Source organism: Phreatobacter oligotrophus (assembly GCF_003046185.1).
Lineage (GTDB): Bacteria > Pseudomonadota > Alphaproteobacteria > Rhizobiales > Phreatobacteraceae > Phreatobacter > Phreatobacter oligotrophus.
The window spans coordinates 82,829-102,117 of the sequence record NZ_PZZL01000010.1 but is presented as its reverse complement, the minus strand read 5'-3'; the positions used below and the strand labels follow the sequence as shown (position 1 = coordinate 102,117).

General features: G+C 69.4%; 18 protein-coding genes. 5 read left to right on the top strand and 13 right to left on the bottom strand.

Annotation, left to right across the window (positions count from 1 at the left end; genetic code table 11):
* The first annotated feature begins 37 nt into the window (after nucleotides 1-37).
* From C8P69_RS19475 to mobA, 3 genes are all read left to right on the top strand, one after another.
* The gene (locus C8P69_RS19475; RefSeq protein ID WP_108179114.1) at nucleotides 38-889 is read left to right on the top strand and encodes an ABC transporter substrate-binding protein; all 852 of its coding nucleotides are present in this window, start codon (nucleotides 38-40) and stop codon (nucleotides 887-889) included.
* Nucleotides 890-973: 84 nt separating this feature from the next.
* Nucleotides 974-1,846 carry a formate dehydrogenase accessory sulfurtransferase FdhD gene (locus C8P69_RS19470; protein WP_108179113.1) on the top strand — a complete coding sequence of 291 codons (873 nt, stop codon included), beginning with the start codon at nucleotides 974-976 and terminating at the stop codon, nucleotides 1,844-1,846.
* A gap of 5 nt (nucleotides 1,847-1,851) precedes the next feature.
* On the top strand, nucleotides 1,852-2,478 hold the full coding sequence (mobA, locus tag C8P69_RS19465; protein WP_108179112.1) for a molybdenum cofactor guanylyltransferase MobA: 627 nt from the start codon (nucleotides 1,852-1,854) through the stop codon (nucleotides 2,476-2,478).
* 4 nt (nucleotides 2,479-2,482) lie between these two features.
* Here mobA and C8P69_RS19460 read toward each other — a convergent pair whose 3' ends face one another.
* The 12 genes from C8P69_RS19460 to C8P69_RS19405 form a co-directional block, all read right to left on the bottom strand.
* A complete protein-coding gene (locus C8P69_RS19460; RefSeq protein ID WP_108179111.1) occupies nucleotides 2,483-3,751 on the bottom strand; it encodes a molybdopterin molybdotransferase MoeA in 1,269 nt (422 codons plus the stop codon).
* Between the two features lie 3 nt (nucleotides 3,752-3,754).
* On the bottom strand, nucleotides 3,755-4,321 hold the full coding sequence (gene mobB / locus C8P69_RS19455; protein WP_108179110.1) for a molybdopterin-guanine dinucleotide biosynthesis protein B: 567 nt from the start codon (nucleotides 4,319-4,321) through the stop codon (nucleotides 3,755-3,757).
* A 121-nt stretch (nucleotides 4,322-4,442) separates the two neighbouring features.
* The gene (locus C8P69_RS19450; RefSeq protein WP_108179185.1) at nucleotides 4,443-5,459 is read right to left on the bottom strand and encodes a formate dehydrogenase subunit gamma; all 1,017 of its coding nucleotides are present in this window, start codon (nucleotides 5,457-5,459) and stop codon (nucleotides 4,443-4,445) included.
* 89 nt (nucleotides 5,460-5,548) lie between these two features.
* A complete protein-coding gene (gene fdh3B / locus C8P69_RS19445) occupies nucleotides 5,549-6,145 on the bottom strand; it encodes a formate dehydrogenase FDH3 subunit beta (protein WP_108179109.1) in 597 nt (198 codons plus the stop codon).
* A 16-nt stretch (nucleotides 6,146-6,161) separates the two neighbouring features.
* Nucleotides 6,162-9,113: a formate dehydrogenase subunit alpha gene (locus C8P69_RS19440; protein ID WP_108179108.1), complete on the bottom strand. Its 2,952-nt coding sequence runs from the start codon at nucleotides 9,111-9,113 to the stop codon at nucleotides 6,162-6,164.
* 14 nt (nucleotides 9,114-9,127) lie between these two features.
* Nucleotides 9,128-9,346 carry a formate dehydrogenase gene (locus C8P69_RS19435; RefSeq protein WP_108179107.1) on the bottom strand — a complete coding sequence of 73 codons (219 nt, stop codon included), beginning with the start codon at nucleotides 9,344-9,346 and terminating at the stop codon, nucleotides 9,128-9,130.
* 31 nt (nucleotides 9,347-9,377) lie between these two features.
* Nucleotides 9,378-10,196 (bottom strand): Cro/CI family transcriptional regulator, encoded by an 819-nt coding sequence (locus C8P69_RS19430; RefSeq protein WP_108179106.1) that lies wholly within the window; start codon nucleotides 10,194-10,196, stop codon nucleotides 9,378-9,380.
* Nucleotides 10,197-10,323: 127 nt separating this feature from the next.
* Nucleotides 10,324-11,001 (bottom strand): DUF3306 domain-containing protein, encoded by a 678-nt coding sequence (locus C8P69_RS19425; RefSeq protein ID WP_108179105.1) that lies wholly within the window; start codon nucleotides 10,999-11,001, stop codon nucleotides 10,324-10,326.
* Nucleotides 10,998-11,516 carry a DUF3305 domain-containing protein gene (locus tag C8P69_RS19420; RefSeq protein ID WP_108179104.1) on the bottom strand — a complete coding sequence of 173 codons (519 nt, stop codon included), beginning with the start codon at nucleotides 11,514-11,516 and terminating at the stop codon, nucleotides 10,998-11,000. The genes C8P69_RS19425 and C8P69_RS19420 overlap by 4 nt, the downstream gene beginning before the upstream one ends.
* Nucleotides 11,517-11,527: 11 nt before the next feature.
* Nucleotides 11,528-12,568, bottom strand: a complete 1,041-nt coding sequence (locus C8P69_RS19415) for a DUF6352 family protein (protein ID WP_425440771.1) — start codon at nucleotides 12,566-12,568, stop codon at nucleotides 11,528-11,530.
* A complete protein-coding gene (locus C8P69_RS19410; protein WP_108179103.1) occupies nucleotides 12,565-13,113 on the bottom strand; it encodes a DUF6505 family protein in 549 nt (182 codons plus the stop codon). The genes C8P69_RS19415 and C8P69_RS19410 overlap by 4 nt, the downstream gene beginning before the upstream one ends.
* Nucleotides 13,113-13,862: a biotin/lipoate--protein ligase family protein gene (locus tag C8P69_RS19405; protein WP_108179102.1), complete on the bottom strand. Its 750-nt coding sequence runs from the start codon at nucleotides 13,860-13,862 to the stop codon at nucleotides 13,113-13,115. The genes C8P69_RS19410 and C8P69_RS19405 overlap by 1 nt, the downstream gene beginning before the upstream one ends.
* Nucleotides 13,863-13,972: 110 nt before the next feature.
* Between C8P69_RS19405 and C8P69_RS19400 the strand changes: the two genes are divergently transcribed.
* Nucleotides 13,973-15,997: a 4Fe-4S binding protein gene (locus C8P69_RS19400; protein ID WP_108179101.1), complete on the top strand. Its 2,025-nt coding sequence runs from the start codon at nucleotides 13,973-13,975 to the stop codon at nucleotides 15,995-15,997.
* A 6-nt stretch (nucleotides 15,998-16,003) separates the two neighbouring features.
* On the opposite strand, the gene C8P69_RS19395 is transcribed toward C8P69_RS19400, so the two are convergent.
* Nucleotides 16,004-17,320: a c-type cytochrome gene (locus C8P69_RS19395; RefSeq protein ID WP_425440770.1), complete on the bottom strand. Its 1,317-nt coding sequence runs from the start codon at nucleotides 17,318-17,320 to the stop codon at nucleotides 16,004-16,006.
* A 149-nt stretch (nucleotides 17,321-17,469) separates the two neighbouring features.
* Between C8P69_RS19395 and C8P69_RS19390 the strand changes: the two genes are divergently transcribed.
* Nucleotides 17,470-19,095, top strand: a complete 1,626-nt coding sequence (locus tag C8P69_RS19390) for a GMC family oxidoreductase (protein ID WP_108179100.1) — start codon at nucleotides 17,470-17,472, stop codon at nucleotides 19,093-19,095.
* Nucleotides 19,096-19,289 lie beyond the last annotated feature (194 nt).

The window sequence follows — 19,289 nt, the reverse complement described above, 5'->3', positions numbered from 1 at the left end:
CCGGCCCTTCTGTCCCACACCTCCAGCGGAGACGACCATGACGACCCGGCGCCATCTCATCGCCGCCACCGCCTCCTTCCTCGCCCTTGGCGGGATCGCATTCGCCCAGGATATCCGCACGCCAGCGGGCCCGCGGTTCATCACCGTGGCCTCAACCACCTCGACGGTGGATTCCGGCCTGTTCAACCACATCCTGCCGCTGTTCAAGGCCAAGACCGGCATCGAGGTGCGCGTCATCAGCCAGGGCACCGGCCAGGCGCTGGACACCGGCCGCCGCGGCGATGCCGACGTCGTCTTCGTCCATGCCCGCGCGGCCGAGGAGCGCTTCGTCGCCGAGGGCCATGGAGGCCCGCGCCGCCCGGTCATGTACAATGACTTCGTGCTGATCGGTCCGAAGGCCGATCCGGCCGGCATCAGGGGCTCGCGCGACATCGCCGCGGCCCTGCGCGCCATCCAGACCAAGGCGACGCCCTTCGTCTCGCGCGGCGACCGCTCCGGCACCCACCAGGCCGAACTGGCGCTGTGGACCGCCGCCGGGATCGACCTCGCCGCCACCCGTGGCAGCTGGTACCGCGAGATCGGCCAGGGCATGGGCGCGGCGCTGAACACCGCCTCGGCGATGAACGGCTATGTCCTCTCCGACCGCGCCACCTGGCTCTCCTTCCGCAATCGCGGCGATCTCGACATCCTCGTCGAGGGCGACCGGCGCCTGTTCAACCAGTACGGCATCATGCTGGTGAACCCCGAGCGCCATCGCCACGTGAAACAGGCCGAGGCCCAGGCCTTCATCGACTGGATCGTCGGCCCTGAGGGCCAGCAGGCCATCGCCGACTACCGGATCAACGGCCAGCAGCTCTTCTTCGCCAATGCCGCCGACACGGGAGCGTGAGCCCCTTCCGCCAATGACGCGGCGATGGCACGGCGCCCCGGCGCCGTGCTATGGACCGGCCCCGTTCAAGCGATTGCCGGTGCCATGTCCGACACGCCGCCCCTCATCGTCCCGAACCCCGCCGATCCCCGCCTGACCCAGCGGGTGACGGGCGTCAACGAACGCGGCGAGGCCATTGAGACGTCGGTGACGGTGGAGCGGCCGCTGACCCTCTACCTGAACGCCCAGGAGATCGTCACGATGATGACGATCGGCGATTACCCCGACTATCTCGCCATCGGCTACCTCCTCAACCAGAACATGCTGAAGCCGACCGACGTGGTCACCGGCGTGGACTATGACGAGGAGCTCGAGGTCGTGGTGGTGCGCACCGAGGAGCACACCAATTTCGAGGAGAAGCTGAAGAAGCGGACCCAGACCTCCGGCTGCGCCCAGGGCACGACCTTCGGCGACCTGATAGAGGCCCTCGCCGACATCCAGCTGCCCAAGGCGCCGTTCCGCACCTCCTGGCTCTACCGGCTGACCCACGCCATCAACACCATGCCCTCGCTCTATCTCGAGGCCGGCGCCATCCATGGCTGCGTGCTCTGCCGCGAGGACAAGCCGCTGGTCTATATGGAGGATGTCGGCCGCCACAACGCCGTCGACAAGATCGCCGGCTGGATGTACCGCCACGGCGAGACGGGCGGCGACAAGATCTTCTACACGACCGGCCGCCTGACCTCGGAAATGGTCATCAAGACCGTCCGCATGGGCATCCCCATCCTCGTCTCGCGCTCGGGCTTCACCGCCTGGGGCGTCGAGCTCGCCCGCCAGTGCGGCCTGACCCTGATCGGCCGCGCCAAGGGCAAGCGTTTCGTGGCGCTGGCCGGCGAGGACCGCATCGTCTTCGACCAGGACCTCTCCTACGTCGAGGAGGAGAGCGCCCGCCACCGCCGCAAGGGCGCGGAGGACTGACGCCCATGCCGCATCCCTCAACCCTCGGCGTGCTGCTGGCCGGCGGCCTCGCCCGCCGCATGGGCGGCGGCGACAAGCCGCTGAAGACGCTCGGCGGCGTCACCCTCCTCGACCGCGCCGTTGCACGCCTCACGCCCCAGTGCGACGGGCTCATCGTCAATGCCAACGGCGATCCGGCGCGCTTTGCCGCCCTCGGCCTGCCGGTGGTGGCCGACACGGTGCCGGGCTTCGCCGGGCCGCTGGCCGGCATCGTCGCGGCGCTCGAATGGATGGAGCGGGAGCGGCCGGACATGGCGTGGATCGTCTCCATCCCGACCGACTCGCCCTTCCTGCCCGGAGATCTGGTGGCAAGGCTGCATCAGGCCCGCGAGGCCGCCGGAACGCCGCTCGCCACCGCCCGCTCCGGCGACCAGACCCATCCCGTGGTCGGCCTCTGGCCGGTCGCGCTGCTCGCCGATCTGCGCCGGGCGCTGGTGGAGGAGGATCTGCGCAAGATCGACCGCTGGACCGCGCGCCACGGCGTGGCCGAGGCGATCTGGCCGACCGAGCCCTACGATCCCTTCTTCAATGCCAACAGCCCCGACGACCTGGGCGAGGCCGAGGCTGTGCTGGCGCGCTTCCCCGAGGCCTGAAGGCTCAACGCAGCAGCGCGTAGGAGAGGAAGGCGACCGTCTCGCCGGGCGCGACGCGCTCCACCGGCTCGGGAAGTTCCACGAGCCCGTCCGTCTCGGTCAGCGAGGTGATGACCCCGGCGCCGTCGCGTGGATGCTTTACCGCCTCCATGACGCCGTCGGCGCCGCGCCTCAGCGCCACCCGCACATATTCCCGGCGGCCCGCCTTCTTCTTGTAGGGGAAGGCGGCGCGGACGGGCAGCGCCATGGGCCGCTCGGGTTTCGCCCCCGCCAGCACGGTGAGGAAGGGCCGGACCACATGGGCAAAGGTGACGAAGACCGCGACGGGATTGCCGGGCAGGCCGATGAAGGCCGCCTGTTCCGCGCCGCCGGGCGCGGGGATGACGCCCATGGCGACAGGGCGGCCCGGCTTGATGGCGAGACGCCAGAAGGTGAGGGATCCGACCGCCTCCACCGCCGCCTTCACATGGTCCTCCTCGCCGGTGGAAACACCGCCGGAGGTGAGGATGAGGTCATGGCCGCCGGCTGCCGCCGACAGCGCCGCGGCGATGGCCGCACGGTCGTCGGGCAGGATGCCGAGATCGGTGATGTCGGCGCCTAGGCGGCGCAGCAGCGCCTGCATGGTGAAGCGGTTGGAATCGTAGAGCTGCGCGGGTCCGAGCGGCGTGCCGGGCGAGACGATCTCGTTGCCGGTGGAGAAGACCGCGACGCGCACGCGGCGGCGCACAGTGACGTGCGTGAGGCCGAGGGCGGCGGCGAGCGCGATGGTCTCCGGCGTCATCACCCGGCCGCTGGACAATGCCTGCGCGCCGCGGGGCAGATCCTCGCCCGCAGGGCGGCAATTGGCGCCTGCTGAGAGCCCCTGCGGCAGGATGATGGTCTCGCCGTCGAGGCGCACGTCCTCCTGCATGAAGACCGTGTCGCAGCCCTCTGGCATGGGAGCGCCGGTGAAGATGCGCACGGCGACCCCGCCCGCCGTCGCGCCGGCCGCCGCGCCTGCCGGCACGCGGCCCGACACGGGCAGGCGCGTCTCCCCCGAGGCGGCGAGATCGGCGAAACGCACGGCATAGCCGTCCACGGCCGAGTTGAAGAAGGGCGGCAGGCTCACAGGCGCGGCGATGTCGGCGGCGAGCACGCGCCCGTCAGCGTCCAGCAGCGGCACGCTCTCGGTGCCGGCGACGGGCGGCAGGCCGGCGGCGACGCGGTCGAGCGCGTCCTCGATGGAGAGGAGCTGGCCGCCGAAGGCGAACTGGTCGGAGGAGAGCTGCGCCATGGCTCAGCTGGCCTTGCGCGGTTGGCGGGCGAGTTCGACGGGCTCCGTGCGTCGCAGGAGGTCCAGCACGGCGTCGAGCGGATCGGCAGCTCCGAGAAGCAGGTCGGCGGCGGTCTCGATGGCGTCGATACTCGCGCAGGGGCCGCTGAAGCCCTGAGCGACCACGTCGCTGAGGAGGGCGCGCACGTCGGGAATGTCGGGAAAGAGCCAGGACTTGGCATTGGCAGCGCGATGGATCTCCACCTTCGGATGGGCCTCGCGCTTGAAGCCTTCGACGATGACGAGATCGACGGCCGAGAGCCGCCCGAGGAGCTCGGCGAGGCGGGGTTCCCCTTCGTCGCGCAACTCGTGCATCAGGGCCCAGCGGCGGCCGGAGGCGACGAGCACCTCGGTGGCGCCGGCGAGCCGGTGCTCGTGGGAATCCTTGCCGGGCTTGTCGATGTCGAAGGCGTGGTGTGCATGCTTCAGCGTCGAGACCGTCAGGCCCCGCCCGCGCAACACCGGAATGACGCGGGAGAGCAGCGTGGTCTTGCCCGCCCCGCTCCAGCCCGCCAGTCCAACCACCTTCATCGCCGTCGCGGCCTCGTTCGTTGTGGAGAGCGGAAACTAGGGCCGCGGCCCCGTCGCCGCCAGCCCCCAAACGAAAACGCCCGGCCGGAGCCGGGCGTTCGGGATTGTCAGGATGATGCCGTCACTCGGCGGGCTGGGCCCCGGGGGGCAGCGCCTTGCCCTTGGCCAACTCTTCCTCGACCCAGAGCGAGTGGTGCTCCTTGGCCCAGTTGAGGTCGACCTCGCCGGAGGTCATGGCGTCAGCGGCGCCCTCCATGCCGACCGACCCGATATAGATGTGGGCGATCATCATGGCGATGAGCAGCACCGCCACGAGGCCGTGGACGATGTTCCAGAACTGCAGGGCGAGCACGCCGCCGGCCGAGGCCGGGAAGAGCAGGTAGACGCCCGACAGCGACAGCAGGCCGCCGCCGATGATCACCGCCCAGAAGATGACCTTCTGGCCGGCATTGAACTTCTTGGCCGGCGGATGACCGCCACCCACGAGGCCGCCGCCCTGCTTGATCCAGGTGATGTCGGTGCTGTTCGGGATGTTGTGGATCACCCAGACCACGAACATGAAGACCAGGCCGAGCATGAAGGGCCAGGCGAGGAAGTTGTGCGCGATCTTGGCACCCTGCGCGAGGGTCGCGAAGGCGTCCTCGCCCAGCAGCGGCGCGACCACGAACTTGCCGAAGGTCACGTTCAGGCCGGACAGCGCGAGGATGATGAAGCAGCCCGCGGTGAGCCAGTGGATGAAGCGCTCGAAGGTCGAGAAGCGCAGGATCTTCACGCCGGACAGGCCGGAGTCGATCATGATCTTGCCGCGGGTGAAGTAGAACACCGCGAGCAGGCCCAGCATGCCGAGAATGGCGATGGCGCCGACCCAGTGCATGGCGCCCTGGTGGAAGGCGCGCCAGGCCTGGCCCTGCGGTTGGATGAGGTTGGCCGCGCTGGCATCCGGAATGGTGATGCGCCCGGAGAGCGTGGAGCCGGCGCCCGGCGTGCCGGCCTGGAGGGCCTGCATGAGCTGCTGCTCCTTGACGGAGGCAGCGGTCGGATTGACCGAGGTGGGCTGCTGCGCCGAGACCGGTGCGGCGATGAAGACGGCGATCGCCAGGGCGAAGGCGGCCACGAGAGACCGAAGCGTGACGCGCATCGGATGGTCCTCCCTGCGGACGGCGCACATGGGGCTGCCGTCCCGAATGGAATGAAGCGGGCGGCGACGGAACGCCGCCGCCCGGCGGATCAGATGGCGATGGTTTCCTTGTAGGCCGTCTGCCAGCCCCAGGCGCCCGAGCCGTAACCACGCTTCAGCACGCGCTCCTTGTAGATGGTCGCGATCATGTCGCTGTCACCTGCAAGCAGGGCCTTGGTCGAGCACATTTCGGCGCAGATCGGCAGCTTGCCCTCGGCCAGGCGGTTCGCGCCATAGGCCGCGTACTCGGCGGTCGAGCTGTCGGCGAGAGGACCACCGGCGCAGTAGGTGCACTTGTCCATCTTGCCGCGGGTGCCGAAGTTGCTGACGCGCGGATACTGCGGCGCGCCGAACGGGCAGGCGTAGAAGCAGTAGCCGCAGCCGATGCACAGCTCCTTCGAGTGCAGCACGACCGCGTCGGCCGTGGTGTAGAAGCAGTTCACCGGGCACACCGCCGCGCAGGGCGCGTCGGTGCAGTGCATGCACGCCATCGAGATGGAGCGCTCGCCGGGCTTGCCGTCATTGAGCGTCACGACGCGCCGACGGTTGATGCCCCAGGGCACGTCGTGCTCGTTCTTGCAGGCGGTGACGCAGGCGTTGCATTCGATGCAACGATCGGCATCACAGAGGAACTTCATGCGGGCCATTGTTCGGTCCTCCCTCTCACGCCGCCTGGATCTGGCAGAGCGTGGCCTTGCCTTCGTGCATGCCCGTCACCGGGTCATAGCCATAGGTGGTCACGGTGTTGACGCTCTCGCCGAGGACGATCGGATCGGTCCCCTGCGGGTAGTTCTTGCGCTGGTCTTCGCCCTGGTACCAGCCACCGAAGTGGAACGGCATCCAGGCGACGCCCGGCCCGACACGCTCGGTGACGAGCGCCTTGACGCGGGCCCGGCCACCCTCGGGGCCGGCGACCCAGACCCAGCCGCCATCGGAGATGTTGCGCTGGGCCGCGTCACGCGGGTTGATCTCGACGAACATGTCCTGCTGCAGCTCGGCGAGCCACTTGTTGGACCGCGTCTCCTCGCCGCCGCCTTCGTATTCAACGAGACGACCGGAGGTGAGGATGATCGGGAACTGCCGGGCGATGCCCTTGTCCACCGCGCCCTTCTGGTAGGTCGTGTGGAGGTTGGGCATGCGCAGCGTCCGCTCGTCGGCGCGGGCCGGATACTTGGCCACGAGGTCGACGCGCGGCGTGTAGATCGGCTCGCGATGGACCGGAACCGGATCAGGCAGGTTCCAGGCGATGGCGCGAGCCTTGCCGTTGCCGTAGGGGCAGACGTTCTTCTCGAGGCAGACGCGCTGGATGCCGCCCGACAGGTCGGTGGCCCAGGAGATCGCGCCCGGGTTGGCGCCACCGATCCGCTCGATGGTCGCCTTCTCGGCCGGGGTCAGGTCGGCGTCCCAGCCGAGACGCTGGAACATCGCATAGGTGAACTCCGGATAGCCGTCCTGGATCAGGGAGTCCTTGCTCCAGGAGTTCTGCGCCAGCAGCGTCTCGCCGTTGCGCTCGAGGCCGAAGCGCGGACGGAACGTGCCGCCGCCGTCCATCATGCGCTCATTGGTGTTGTAGAGGATGTGCGTGCCGGGATGGCGGAGCTCCGGGGTGCCCCAGCACGGCCAGGGCAGGCCGTAGAAGTCGCCGCCGACGCCCGCCACGTCCTTCGATGCGCGCAGCGTCACGATGTCGAACTTGTCCTGGTTCGCCATGTGCGCCTTGATGCGCTCCGGGGACTGGCCGGTGTAGCCGGTCGACCAGCCACCGCGGTTGATCTCGCGCAGGATCGACTCGGCTTCCGGCTCGTCGCCGTACTTGCCCTTCACCATCTTGATGTTCTTGAACATCTCGTTGGCGAAGCCGAGCTTCTGGGCGAACCTGTAGATGATCCAGTAGTCGGTCGCCGACTCGAAGATCGGCTCGACCACCTTCTCACCCCACTGGATGGACCGGTTCGAGGCGGTGCGGGAGCCGTCGCACTCGAAGTTGGTGCAGGCCGGCAGGACATAGGTGCCGTTGCGCCGGTTGCCGAGCGAGATGAAGTTGGTCGGATGCGGGTCGACCACCACGAGGAGGTCGAGCTTGCCGAGGCCCTCGACCGCTCCGGGCACACGCGGAATGGTATTGCCGCCGTGGCCCATGACGAACATCGCCTTGACGTTGTCCTTCTGGTCCACCTGCTCGGTGGGCAGCAGGGCCGCGTCGAACCAGCGGGTCGACGGGATGCCCGAGACCTCCATGTTCTGGCGCGCCGTGCGGGCTGCACGGCCACCCTTGGCCGGCACCTCGTCGAAACGCGAGACGAAGTAGTCGTAGGGAACTTCCCAGACACGCGACCAGTGACGCCAGGCGCCTTCCACCAGGCCGTAATAGAGCGGCAGGTTGCCGACATCGAGGCCCATGTCGGTCGCACCCTGGACGTTGGTGTGACCGCGGAAGATGTTGGCGCCGGTGCCGGGCGCGCCGACGTTACCGGTCAGCAGCAGCAGGTTGCAGTAGGCGCGGACGTTGGCCGTGCCGACCGTGTGCTGGGTCGCGCCCATGCACCAGATCAGCGTCGAGGGCTTCTCGGTGGCGAAGAGCTTGGCGACCTTCTCGAGCTGGGCGCCGGGAACGCCCGAGACGTCCTCGACGGTCTTCGGATCCCACTTCTCGACTTCCTTCAGCACCTCGTTCATGCCGTAGACGCGCTGGGCGAGGAACTCCTTGTCCTCCCAGCCGTTCTTCACGATGTGCCACATGATGCCCCACATCACCGGAATGTCGGTGCCGGAACGGATGCGGACATACTCGGTGGCATGGGCCGCAGTGCGGGTCATGCGCGGGTCGATGACGATCAGGTTGGCGCGATTGAGCTCCTTGCCGCTGAGCACGTGCTGCAGCGACACCGGATGCGCCTCCGCCGGGTTGCCGCCCATGATGATCATGGTCTTGGCGACGCGGATGTCATTGTAGGAGTTGGTCTGGGCGCCGTAGCCCCAGGTGTTGGCGACGCCGGCCACCGTGGTGGAGTGGCAGATGCGGGCCTGGTGGTCGACGTTGTTGGTGCCCCAGAAGGCGCCGAACTTGCGGAACAGATAGGCCGCCTCGTTGGTGAACTTGGCCGAGCCGAGCATGTAGACGCTGTCGGCGCCCGACTTGGCGCGGATTTCCAGCATCTTGTCGCCGATCTCGTTGAAGGCCTGATCCCACGAGATGCGCTGCCACTGGCCGTTGACCAGCTTCATCGGATACTTCACGCGGCGCTCGCCGAAGACGAGCTCACGCGAGGACGCGCCCTTGGCGCAGTGGGTGCCGCGGTTGATCGGGCTCTCCCAGGCCGGCTCCTGGCCGGTCCAGACGCCGTTCTGCACCTCGGCGATGACGGTGCAGCCCACCGAGCAGTGGGTGCACATGTTCTTCTTCACGGCGATGGCGACGCCCGGCTGGGGGGCGGCGACCGCCTCGGCCTTGCGCACCGCACCGAGCGTCAGCGAGCCGACGGCGATGGCACCCGCGGCCGTGAGGCCGGAGCGGGCGAGGAAGGTACGGCGATCCATCACGCCGGAGGTCAGGCCGCCGGCGAGGCCGGCGAGCCGCGTGCGGGCGGCGTCCTGGGACTTGCGCTTGATCAACATGGGGGAGCGCCCTCTCAGTAGCGATTGGTGCGGTAGAAGGCCTGGACGTGCGCCGAATTGGCCTGATAGCGGGCCTTCGTGCGCTCGTTCCGGTTCTCGCGGGTGGCGGTCTGGGCCTCGGCGGCATCGGCGCCGACGACGACGGCAGCCGCTGCGGCGGAGGTGCCGGCCATGGCTTTCAGGAAGTCTCGGCGGGCCGTCACGAGTGCGTTCGCTTGGTCTTTCGTCGACATGGGTCGCGTCCTCCAGTCTTCTCCCCGGCGCTCAGGCGTCGAAGGAGAAAGCCTCTTCCTCAATGGTCACGAACAGCCGTCCGACCGCGCCGACGGCGGCGTAGAACGGGCGGGTCCGCATGGCTTCGAGATCAGCGAAGAATCGTCCTGCCCAAGGCTTCAGATGCGCCTCGAAGAAGGCCTTCTCCGTCTCGTATCCCTCGCCGATGGAGCGCAGGGCCATGTTGGCCATGACGTCACACAGCAGGGCGATGTGGTCTTCCGGCTCGCGCGTATCGTCCGAACGCAGGATGCCGTGATCGACATAGGACTGCCGCACGGCGGCCAGCGGCCGCTCATGCAGGAAGCCCGTCAGGTAATAGGAGGCATAGGGCAGCAGCTCGCCGCGGCCGACGCCGACGAAGAGGTCGAAGAACTCGCGGTTCACCGCCTCGACGGAGGTGTCGCGGGCCGCCTGGGCCAGGGCCAGATGCGCCATGCCGAGCGGCGAGGCGTCACCCTTGAGTTCGCCGACCTGCTTCAGAACCTCGGCGGTGGGAACCTTGAACAGCAGCAGCGCCAGCATGCCGTACTCGGCGGCCCTCAGCTGATCCATCTCGTCGATCTCGTCCGCAGCAGCTTTCGCCTGCGCGGCGTCCATGGCGACGGCGATGGCGGAGCGGGCTTCCGGATAGAGGTCGGGGCGGAGGATGTGGCGGCCGATGCCGGAGACCTTCTCGACGGCGATCACGCGCTCGGGCGGCACGCGGTTCCAGCTGGACACCGACGGCTGGGAAATACCGAGAGCACGGGCAAGCGCACCGACGCCGCCCACCGCTTTGATGGCCTCTTCCAGTCCCCGTTCACGCACAGCGCGACTGCTTTCCTCTCAATGGGGCGGTGCCTGTTCCGGCACTTGGCGGCCCATAGGCCTGCCCTCATTTGCTTTAGAATAGGTACAAGCTATGACCTGGCAAGGCAAGGCGGCAAAGAGATTTTCAGGCGGGCAAAGCTCCGCCATTGCGCCGCTTCGGCGGCGCTAAATCCTTATCAAAGCCTGAACTTTTGTGCGGCGCAGCAACAGGGGCTGCCGCGGCGGAGGTGGACTCGGCAGGTTCCTCAGGGGAATTGCGGCTTTCCGTCTCCTCCGGCTCGGCGGCGGCCTGGCGAGCATGCTGCGGCGCAGCATCCGCGGGCGCCTCGGCTTGCGACACTATGTCGTGAGCGGATTGTGGATTATTGCCGGCCTCCGACCGCGCCAGGGCACGGTCGAACAGGTCCGCCACTTCGCGGATCATGTCCTTGGTCGTCTCGATCGGCCCGAATCCCGGCGCGGCCCCCGGCGTGTTGTAGTCATAGGCGTAGTCGAGCGCCGGGCTGACATAGTCGCGGATGGCCGGGTCCAGCAGCCACATCCGCTGGAGCGCGGCGTTGCGCAGCGGCGTCGGCACCCAGGGCTGCATGAAGGCGGAGACGCTCTGGCCCGGGACGAGGTCCTCGACCTTCGGCAATTCGGCGATCAGGTCCTCGAGCGTCTTGCCCTCGGGCAGCGCCGGCTCGGCGGCGGCCGGCGGCGTTGGTTCGACGGGGGCGGGCGCGGGTTCGGGCTCGCGCTTCAGCCGCGACCAGCGGGAGAGGAAGCCTTCGCCCTGCGGCGGCGGGACGGCGCGCCTCACGACCGCTTCCCCCGCTCCGCCAGCGCCGGATGGCCGATGCCGAAATCGGGCTCGGCATTGGGATCCTTGCGGTCGCGCTTGCGCTTGTAGAAGGGCTGGTCGACATGATGGGCGTCGATGAAGGCCTGCAGCTCCACCGCAACCTCATGCGGCATGGGCACGGCCTCGACCTTGTCGGTGACCACGTCGACGAAGGCCTCGCCTTCATAAGGGTCGATGGTGGCCCCCGCGACGCCCCAGCCGCCCTCCTGCGACTCGCGCAGGGCCACCCAGACCGAGGGACGCCCCGAGGCCAGGTTGTCGCGATAGTGCGAGGTCTCGCCGGAATGGAGGGTCAGCTCCACCGGTCCGAGATACCAGCGCTCGACGGTGCCCTCCGCGCCGATCCGGGTGCCCGGCGGCACCTCCGGCAGACCGGGCAGCACCGCTTCGGGCAGCCATTCGAAATCGACCCAGGGATTGCTGAGCTTGCGCTTCACGGCGACGATGCCGACGGTCAGGTGGCGAACGGGCATGGCGTTCTCCGTCAGGCGGCGAGCCGGCCGGCCAGCGGCAGGCCGGCGATGAGGTTCTGCGGCTTGACCCTGAGGACCATGTCCTCGGTCAGGGCCATGAGGAGATAGACGGGCTTGCCCGCGAGCTTCGGATCGACGCGGCTCGCATCGGCGAAGTCGAGGCGGAACAGGCCGCAGATGCGGCTCTGCTCGCCGGGGTCCACCGCCTCGCCGCGCCACAGGCGGTTGCCGATCGAGGTCGCCTCGGCGTCGAGGCCGACGAACCAGCGCCAGTCCGCATCCTCCACCCGCTCCACCGCGGCGATGGTGGTCTCGATACCCAGCATGTGGAGGATCCAGGTCTCGAGGACCCGGCACAGCGCCTCGCGGGAGCGCGGGTCGCCGCCGAGGTTGAGCACCATGCTGAAGGCGTCGGAGCGCGACCAGTAGCTCTCGGCCGTCTCGTCGGTCATGACGTCGAGCTCGGCGGCGGCGTCCTTGCCCATCATGGCGGCGAGCGGCGAGGTCGTCATGAGGCTCTGCCGCTCGGCCTCCAGCTCCTCGACCAGTTCGTGGTCGGCGAGCAGCAGCGCACTGTCCTTGAGGCTGCCCTTCTGGGCGCGGAACAGGAGTTCCGCTGCGCGCAGCACGAAGGGGTCCTCGCAGCCGTCGAGGGCGTTGCGCAGGATCAGATGGACGAGCTGGTTGAGGAAGAGGGGCGGGATGCCCTTGGCCCCCCCGCGAACGATGGCGAGATAGGCCGCCTCGATGCTGGCATGGGCGAGCAACCTGTCGCGGAAGCCGATCATGAACTGCCAGTTCTCGCGGGCATCCTCGTCGGCGATGGCCGCGATCATCGCCGTTGTCACCGGGCGGCGCGGCTCGGCCAGCAGCAGCGCGTGCAGCTCGCGCTCGGCGGCACAGGCCTCCGGCGGCGGCACCAGTTCCGGCCGCGCCAGGTAGGCGAGGATCATCTCGTCGCTGATGGCCAGACCGCCGCCCTCGGTGCGGCGGGTCATGTGGTGCCCCGAGGACACCCAGAATTCCTTCACTGTGCGCGTCGCGGGGGTCATCGGCGGGTCGCCATCATGTCGATCAGGTCCACCCGTTCCTCCGGGACATCGTCCACCTCCTCGTGGAAGGTGAAGGCGCGGGCATGGGCGTGCAGGCTGTCGGCGCTGTCATTGCGCTCGCGCCGCTGCAGCACGCGGTACTGTTCGCGGATCTCCCCGCCCTCCTCGCCGCGATGGAGGGCGACAAGCGTGCCTTCGTCGTGCTCGGCGAGCGATGCGGCGAAGGCGATCTCCTCCTTGGCTGCGGCGCGGGCCGCATCGAGCGAGGGGGCGCCGAGCTTGTCGACGAGATGCGCGGCGAGCGCCTCGACGGCCGCCGCGCGCTCCTCCGGCCGGATCGGCTGGACGACCACCAGTGTCGAGAAGCCGAGCGAGTCGACGCCGACGAAGCCTGACCGGAACGCGGCGCGCTCCTTGCCGGCAAGCGCCGCGACATCGCGGCCCCAGAATAGGAAGGAGCCGGTGACGGCCCATTCACCGGGTTCCGCGGCGAGCGGGAAGACGAACGTGTCGGAGGGGTCGAGGCGAATGGTCCGCAGCATCATCACAGGCGCGGCCCTCCGGCGTCGCGGTCGAGCCAGGCGACGGCCTTGAGCCCGTCGAGCAGCGGCACGGTACGGCCGGGCCCGCCGGTCGCCGGCGTGACGACCAGGTCCCCCGCGGGGGAGATAGCGAGCGTGTCGCCCGGCCGGTCCTTGTCGAGCCGCTTCATGTAGTCCTTGAGGATCCGGTCGGGTCCCTCGTTCTGCCAGATGTCGACGAAGCGCATCAGGAAGCGGGCAAAGGCTTCCACCAGCATGGCCGGGCCGACACCCTCGAAGCCCTCCTCGTCGAGGGCGGTGGCGTTGGGCACCTTTCCGGGCTCCATCAGCCCGGCGAAGGACACCCGGACGGTGGCGGAGAAGACCAGCCAGTCCGGAACCTCGTTCTCGCCGCAGCGCTTCGGCCAGCCGAGCCGGCCACCGCCGACAAGGCCACCGTCGAAGCGGATCGTGTCGGGGAAGGCGATGCCGACGCTGCGCTCCGGCGGGCAGAGCGAGGCGATGGCGTCCGCCGTCGCGGCCATGCCCATGAAGACGGCCTTGCGCGCCTCGGCGAGCGGCTCTTCCGGCTCCAGCACGACGGCGAACTCGGCCATGTCGAAACGCCGCACCCAGACGAGCGTGCCGGCGCCCTCCTCGCCCGCGGTGCGGCAGGCATGGGCGAAAGCGTCGCCGGATTCGCGCAAGGCCACCGCCCGGAAGCCCGGCGGCAGGTCGAGGGTCGAGGGCGTGCGCAGCGTGACGAGGGCCATGGGACCTTCAGGGGGCGGCGGCCCTTCTGACGGGCCGGTCTGGTTCTTTGGACTGCTTCCAATATATGAAGACACCAAGCGGCGGGAAGAGCCGCGGGTCGGAGAGTGAAATGACGGCAGCCACCACGTTCCTCTGCTCCTGCGAGGAGACCATGCCGCTGCATGGCGAGACGGTGGCCAAGGCCTGCCGCACCAAGGTGCGCACGGCCGACCAGCTCTGCCGCAAGGAACTCGATTTCTTCAAGGCCGTGCTGGCGCAGGAGAGCGACGTGCTCGTCGCCTGCACCCAGGAGGCGCCGCTCTTCACCGAAACCGCCGAGGACATGGGCTTTGCCGGCCGGCTGGCCTTCGCCAATGTGCGCGAGCAGGCGGGCTGGTCGGGTGGCGCGCGCGAGGCCGGTCCGAAGACCGCGGCGCTCCTCGCCGCGGCCTCCGAGGAGATGCCGCCGATCCAGGCGGTGACGCTGGAATCGAAGGGCGTCGCCCTCGTCTATGGCCGCGACGAGGTCGCCATCGAGGCCGCCCGCCGCCTCTCCGAAACCCTCGACGTCACCGTGCTGCTGACGCGGCCCGAGGCGGTGACTCCGCCCTCCACCACCGATTTTCCCGTGGTGAAGGGCACGATCTCCGTCGCCCGCGGCCATCTCGGTGCCTTCGAACTGGTGGTCGACGACTATGCGCTGCCGTCGCCCGCCTCGCGCCGCGCCTATGTCTGGCAGGCGCCGCGCAACGGCGCCTCCTCCACCTCCGACATCGTCATCGACCTCTCCGGCGGGATACCGCTCTTCCCTGCCGCCGAACTGCGCCCCGGCTACCTGCGCGCCGACCCGCGCGATCCCGCCGCGGTCGAGCGGCTGATCGGCGAGGCCTCCGGGCTCGTCGGCACCTTCGACAAGCCGCGCTTCGTCCAGTTCGAGGCCTCGCTCTGCGCCCATTCCCGCTCGAAGATCACCGGCTGCACCCGCTGCCTCGACCTCTGCCCGACCGGCGCCATCACCCCGGATGGCGACCATGTCGCTATCGATCCGGCCATCTGCGCCGGCTGCGGTCAGTGCGCCGCCGCCTGCCCGACGGGGGCTGCCTCCTACGCCCTGCCGCCCGTTGATGCGCTGATGCGTCGCATGCGCGCCCTCGTCACCACCTACCAGGCGGCGGGCGGCACCGGCGCCGTCATCCTGCTGCATGACGGGGACCACGGCCTGCCGCTCATCGACATGCTCGCCCGCTACGGTGACGGACTGCCGGCCCATGTCCTGCCTTTGCAGGTCAACGAGGTGACGCAGGTGGGTCCCGAAATGCTCGCCGGCGCCTTCGCCTATGGCGTCGCCGGCATCGCCGTGCTGACCCGCGCCAAGCCGAAGCATGACCTGCTCGGCCTGCAGCGCACCCTCGCCACCACCCGCACCATCCTCTCGGCCCTCGGCTATGGCGCCGACGTACTGCGCCTGGTCGAGACCGACGATCCCGACGCGCTCGGCTCTTTCCTCGCCGTGCCCTTCGCCGGCACGCCGACGGCCAAGCCCGCGAGCTTCCTCCCCATGGGCGCCAAGCGCGGCCTGCTCGAACTCTCCTTCCAGGAGCTCCATGCCGCCGCCCCCGCGCCGGTCGACGTCATCCCGCTGGAGAAGGGCGCCCCCTTCGGCAAGGCGCAGGTCAATGTCGAGGCCTGCACGCTGTGCCTGTCCTGCGTCTCTGCCTGCCCGACCGGTGCGCTGTCGGACAATCCCGACAAGCCGATGCTGCGCTTCTCCGAGAGCCTCTGCGTCCAGTGCGGCCTGTGCGAGCAGACCTGCCCCGAGGACGCCATCGACCTCGTCGCCCAGCTCGATTTCGTCGCCTGGCGCGAGCCCAAGCGGCTGGTGAAGGAGGAGGAGCCCTTCCACTGCACCCAGTGCAACAAGGCCTTCGGCACCCGCTCCACCATCGAGCGCATCGCCGCCAAGCTCGAGGGGCACTGGATGTTCTCCGGCGCCAATGCCGCGCGCCGCGAGGCGCTGTTCATGTGCGAGGACTGCCGCGTCGAGCGCGTCGTCAACGAGAGCTTCGACCCCTATGGCGCGCCGGAGCGGCCGCGGGTGCGCACCACCGAGGACTATCTGGCCGAGGTCAAGGCGGGGAACGACGGGCTCAACTGAGCCCGCTCACTCCGCCCCGGTCGCCTTGGCGATGAAGTCGACGAGGTCCTTCAGGTCCTCCGGGTCGGTCACCCGCTGTTCCGGCATCTTGGTGCCGGGCGTATAGGCCATCGGCCCGATCTCGAAGAGACGGGCGATGGTCTCCTTGGTCCAGACGATGTCCATGCCCCGCAGCGCCGGCGAATAGTCGTAGCCGGGCGCCGTGCCGATGCGGCGGCCGATGACGCCGTGCAGGGTCGGCCCGGCGCGGTTGCCGCCGTCCGGATCGAGCGTGTGGCAGGCGGCGCAGGCGCGGAACACCTCCGCCCCCGGATGGTCGGCCAGCCGCGCCAGTGCCTCGGACGGCTTCGCCATGATGACCGCGCCGATATGCTCGCCGGTCGAGGCTAGCCAGCGGCGCACGAGGCGGTCGCCGCCGCCGGTGAGCAGTTCCTCCGTCCCCGGCCGGAAGGCCAGCGACCAGACCGGCAGGCCCGGCCCCACCAGCACCCGCTCGACGGCGAGGGTCGCGCGGTCGATGATGGCAACGGAGCCGCGGATGCCGGCTGCGGCGATGCGTTTGCCGTCCGGCGACAGCCCCACCGCGACGATCGGCGTCTCGGCGGCGCGGATCTCGCCGCGCTGCTGACCCGTCCCCGACAGGACCACGACGCGGCCGTCGGCCAGGCCGGCGGCGATCTCGCCATCCGCCGCGACCGCCAGCGCATTAACCGGCAGGCCGAGCTCCACGACGCGATCCGTGCCGCCATCGAGGGGAACGAAGCGCAGCGCGCCATCATGGCCGCCAGTGACGATGCTGCGACCATCCGGCGCAAAGCCGACGGCGTTGAGCGGCCCGCGCTGGGTGGTCGCGACCCGCGCCGCGCCGCCGCTGAGCGGGGCAAGGCGGACCGTGCCGTCCCAGGACGCCGAGGCCAGACGTTGACCATCGGGCGAGAGCGCGAGCGCGGCGACAGGCGCCTCGTGGGTGACAGGCCGCGCCTCCGGCTCCGCCCGGCCGATGCGCCAGAGCAATATGCGCCCATCCTCGCCGGCGGTGGCGAAGCGGCCGTCGGGAAGCGCGGCCACGGCGTTGACCGAGCTGTCATGGCCGCGCAGCACGGTGACCGCGAGGCCCTGCTCGATGTCCCACAGGATGGCCGAGGAATCGAAGGAGCCGGAGAGGGCGAGGCGCCCGTCGGGCGCGACGGCGAGCGCCCGCACCGGCCCGCCATGGCCGCGCATCTCCTGCGCTGCGGCGGGAGCGGCAAGAGCGAGAGCGGCGGCCGCAAGGGCCATGGCGACGGACGTGGAGAGGCGACGGAAGCGGGGGAACGACAGCATGCCCGACATCTAACGCCCCTGTTCGCCAAGGCAATCCTGTCATCGCCTCCCGCCCCCCGAGCGGCCTGATTGACCTTCTCGCCATCCCGCGCGATGGATCGCCGCAAGGGCCAGAACCTGAGAGCCCGCGACAGTGCCGGAGGGGAGCCATGGCCCGCACCATCGAGGGTGAGTGGGACTACATTGTCTGCGGGGCCGGTACGGCAGGCTGCCTCATGGCGAACCGCCTCTCCGCCGACCGCCGCAACCGCGTCATGCTGCTGGAGGCCGGCACCAAGGATGACTGGATCTGGTTCCACATCCCCGTCGGCTATCTCTTCGCCATCAACAATCCGCGCGCCGACTGGATGTTCAGGACCGAGGCCGAGCCCGGTCTCAACGGCCGCTCGCTCATCTATCCCCGCGGCAAGGTGATCGGCGGCTCCTCCGCCATCAATGCCATGATCACCATGCGCGGCCAGAGCGCCGACTATGACCACTGGCGCCAGCTCGGCCTCACCGGCTGGGGCTGGGACGACGTGAAGCCGCTCTTTGTCGGCCTGGAGGACCATTTCCTGGGGCAGAGCGAGCACCACGGCACCGGCGGCAACTGGCGCGTCGAGGCGCCACGGGTGCGCTGGGACCTGCTCGACAAGGTGCGCGAGGCGGCGGTCCAGATGGGCGTGCGCCCGCTCGACGACTTCAACACCGGCGACAACGAGGGCGCCGCCTATTTCCACGTCAACCAGAAGAAGGGCCTGCGCTGGTCGGCGGCGCGCGGCTTCATCAAGCCCATCATCGACCAGCGCGACAATCTCGACCTGCTCTCGGGCGTCCTCGTCGAGAAGGTGATCGTCGAGGAGGGCCGCGCCAAGGCCGTGCAGATCCGCCAGGGCGGCGAGAGCGTCATCCTGCGCTGCCGTGGCGAGGTGGTGCTGACCGCCGGCTCCATCGGCTCGACGCAGATCCTCGAGCTCTCCGGCATCGGCCATGGCGACGTGCTGTCGTGCCACGGCATCCCGGTGGTGAAGGAGAAGCCCGGCGTCGGCGGCAACCTGCAGGACCACCTGCAGATCCGCGCCATCTACAAGGTCCAGGGCATCAAGACGCTGAACGAGACCTACCACAACCTCGTCAAGCGCGGCCTGATGGGCCTCGAATATCTGGTGCGACGCACCGGCCCCCTGACCATGGCGCCGAGCCAGCTCGGCATCTTCACCCGCTCCGACCCCTCCCAGGAGCGGGCCAACATCCAGTTCCACGTCCAGCCCTTGTCGCTCGACAAGTTCGGCGACCCGCTGCACCGCTTCCCCGCCGTGACGGTGGCGCCGTGCAACCTGCGCCCCACCTCGCGCGGCTCGGTGCATATCCGTTCAGCCGACCCGACCGACAAGCCGATCATCGCGCCGAATTATCTCGCGACCGACGAGGACCGGAAGGTGGCGGCGGATTCGCTGCGGGTGACGCGGCGTCTGATGAGCCAGCCGGCGCTCGCCCCCTACCGCCCCGAGGAATTCCTGCCCGGCCCGGTCATCGGCGACGATGCGGAGAGCCTCGCCAGGGCCGCCGGCGATATCGGCACGACCATCTTCCATCCCGTGGGGACGGCGAAGATGGGCCTTGCCTCCGATCCGATGGCCGTGGTGGACGAGCGCCTGCGCGTGATCGGCGTGGAGGGGCTGCGCGTGGCCGATGCCTCGGTCATGCCGACCATCACCTCCGGCAACACCAACACGCCGACGCTGATGATCGCCGAGAAGGGCGCCAAGATGATTCTGGAGGACGGGAAGAGGTAGGGGGGGCGTTGAGCAATGCCCCTCACCCTTCCCTCTCCCCGCAAGCGGGGAGAGGGGGACGTCGACGTCGCGATCGTTCGGAAGAGACGAGCCAGGCCCAACCGTTGCCGAAAGACTCGCGACGCTGTTGCCCCCTCTCCCCGCTTGCGGGGAGAGGGAAGGGTGAGGGGCCATCGTGAGAAAAGCTAAGCGGC